A 2,510-nucleotide genomic window follows, 5' to 3' on the forward strand; every position below is an offset into this window, starting at 1 on the left:
CGGTACGGGCGGCGGCTCTGCCGGTACTGTTCGGCGAATGAGCTCGCTGAATCTCGACGACTTCTCCGACCTGATCGAGCGCCCCGACGGCGGTCTGCGGCGTGACGCCGAGGAACGCCGCGAGAGGCTGATCGTCCCGCCCGGCGCGCTGGGCCGGCTCGACGAACTGGCCGAGTGGCTGTCGGCCGCCCAGGCGACCGTGCCCGTCAAGGCCATCGAGCAGCCGCGCGCGGTGCTCTTCGCCGGTGACCACGGCATCGCCTCGCTGAACGTCTCGGCGCGCCCGGCCGGCAGCGCGCATCTGCTGGTGCGCGCGGTACTTGAGGGCGAGAGCCCCGTGGCCGTGCTGGCGCGCCGGGCGGGGGTGCCGGTACGGATCGTGGACGCCGGTCTCGACTGCGATCCGGAGCTGCTTCCCACGGAGGTCGTACGCCACCGGGTGCGGCGCGGCAGCGGGCGTATCGACGTCGAGGACGCGCTGACGATCGAGGAGGCCGAGCAGGCCGTACGGCTCGGCATGGCGATCGCCGACGAGGAGGCCGACTCCGGCACGGATCTCGTGGTCCTCGGCGATCTGAGCGTCGGCGGTACGACGGCGGCCTCCGCACTGATCGCGGCGCTGTGCGGCACGGACGCCTCCGTGGTCACGGGGCGCGGCGGCGCGGGGATCGACGACCTCGCGTGGATGCGCAAGTGCGCGGCGATCAGGGACGCGCTGCGCAGGGCTCGGCCGGTGCTGGGTGACCAGTTGGAGCTGCTGGCGACGGTGGGCGGCGCGGATCTGGCGGCGACGACCGGGTTCCTGCTCCAGAGCGCGGTGCGGCGCATGCCGGTGATCCTGGACGGCGTGGTGTCGGCGGCGTGCGCGCTGGTCGGCCAGCGGGCGGCGTTCCGTGCGCCGGACTGGTGGCTGGCGGGCCAGGTGAGCGGCGAGCCGGCGCAGGGCAAGGCGCTGGACCGGATGGCGATCAATCCGCTGCTCGACCACGGGGTGATCGTGGGCGAGGGCACGGGGGCGCTGCTGGCGCTGCCGATGGTGCGGGCCGCCGCGGCACTGGCGGCGGAGCTGCCGGAACGTCCGGAGACGACGGAGCCCGCAGCGGAGGCGGAGGCGGCGGCCGTGGCGGAGAGCGCCGGCATCGAGGACGTCACCTAGGCCGCGTCTGACGCACCCCGCCTGACCGGCGACGCCTGGCACGGCTCCTCGCCGCGTTGTCGTCGGACGGCCGAGTACGCCCGGTACGAACCCGCCCCCTCCCCCGCGACGCACCGCGCCAGCCGCGGCCCGTCCAGCGGCGGCTGATGCGGTGCGTCGCGAGGCGGAGGATCAGCGTTGTGGATGGACCGGCCGTACGCGGCCGGGTCCGACAACGCGGCGAGGTACCGTGCCGGCCGCCGCCGGGCCGGGCGGGGCTTTGAAGACAGGCCCAGGGACCGGGGCCCGCGGCGGTCGGTGCGGCGCGGCGCGAGGCGCGAGGGTCCGGAGGGACGGGCGCGGGGCGGAGGTGCTCGGGCGCCCTTCGGGAACGCCGCCGCCGACTGCGCGCGCGGGAGGGGCGGCGCGGCCCCCGGTGGCGACCGGGCCCGGCCTCGGAGCCGTAAATCCGAAGAAGAACCCGAAGTCCCCTGCCCGCACGGCCGTCTGTCGCGGAGTGAGGAGTGCGCCGGCGGGCGGCGCTCAGCGCGGCGGCGCGGGCGTCGCGCCCCGCTTCGGCTCGTCGTCCGGGGCGCCGCCGATCCAGTCCTGCACGCGGCGGCGCGGGGCGGACCAGCGGCGGTCGCGGTGGTAGGCGCGCAGCGTCATCCGGGCGCGCGCCCGGTGGCGGCGGCGGTAGAGCCGCCGGGCCCACGGCGAGCCGGGCCGCGCCAGCCTCAGCGCGGCGACGATCGCCACCGGGGGCACCAGCGTGCCCACGAGCGCCATCCAGAGCTTCCCCTTGGACAGCGCGATCAGGACGAAGACGAAGCTGAGGCCGAGACTGAGCAACAGCGAGACCCGGTCCTGCCGTTCCTCCGGCGAGAGCGAGTCCACGCCGAGCGGCGAGAAGCCGCTCAGTACGAGGAGCGCAAGGGCGGCGGCGAGGACCACGACCTCCACGCTCCGCCGTCCCTGCTCGGTCCAGTACACGTCGTCCAGGTGCAGGATCAGGGCGAACTCGTCGAGGACCAGTCCGGCGCCCATGCCGAAGATCACCGCGCACACCGCCGCCCCGACGCCGTGTCTGTCGCTGCCGACCGCGCCGAAGCCGCCGATCACCATGAGCACGACGCCGGGCACCACGTGGTGGATGTGCATCCCGCCGGGCCGGACGTTGCGGAACGGCCCCTTCCCCGCCCGGATGAGCCGGGTGACCATCCTGGTGATCAGGAAGGTCAGTACGAAGGAGACCAGCGCGAGCAGCATGGGCACCTTGCCCGGCTCGACGAAGTTCTGGTGGAACCAGGAACCCATGCCGTCCGCCTCCGTTTTGGTGCTCTTTGTGCAGCTATGGGCAACCTATCGTCTGGCC

At 74.6% G+C, this 2,510-nt stretch carries 2 protein-coding genes; one reads left to right on the plus strand and one right to left on the minus strand.

Annotated features, from left to right (window positions below; genetic code table 11):
* Positions 1-46: 46 nt before the first annotated feature.
* Positions 47-1,156 carry a nicotinate-nucleotide--dimethylbenzimidazole phosphoribosyltransferase gene (gene cobT / locus GXP76_RS35115; RefSeq protein ID WP_242575667.1) on the plus strand — a complete coding sequence of 370 codons (1,110 nt, stop codon included), beginning with the start codon at positions 47-49 and terminating at the stop codon, positions 1,154-1,156.
* 522 nt (positions 1,157-1,678) lie between these two features.
* Here the strand turns inward: cobT and GXP76_RS35120 are convergent.
* Positions 1,679-2,452, minus strand: coding sequence for a hypothetical protein (locus GXP76_RS35120; protein ID WP_242575666.1), 774 nt, complete (start codon positions 2,450-2,452; stop codon positions 1,679-1,681).
* Positions 2,453-2,510 lie beyond the last annotated feature (58 nt).

This window comes from Streptomyces sp. NP-1717 (genome assembly GCF_022695985.1).
GTDB lineage: Bacteria > Actinomycetota > Actinomycetes > Streptomycetales > Streptomycetaceae > Streptomyces.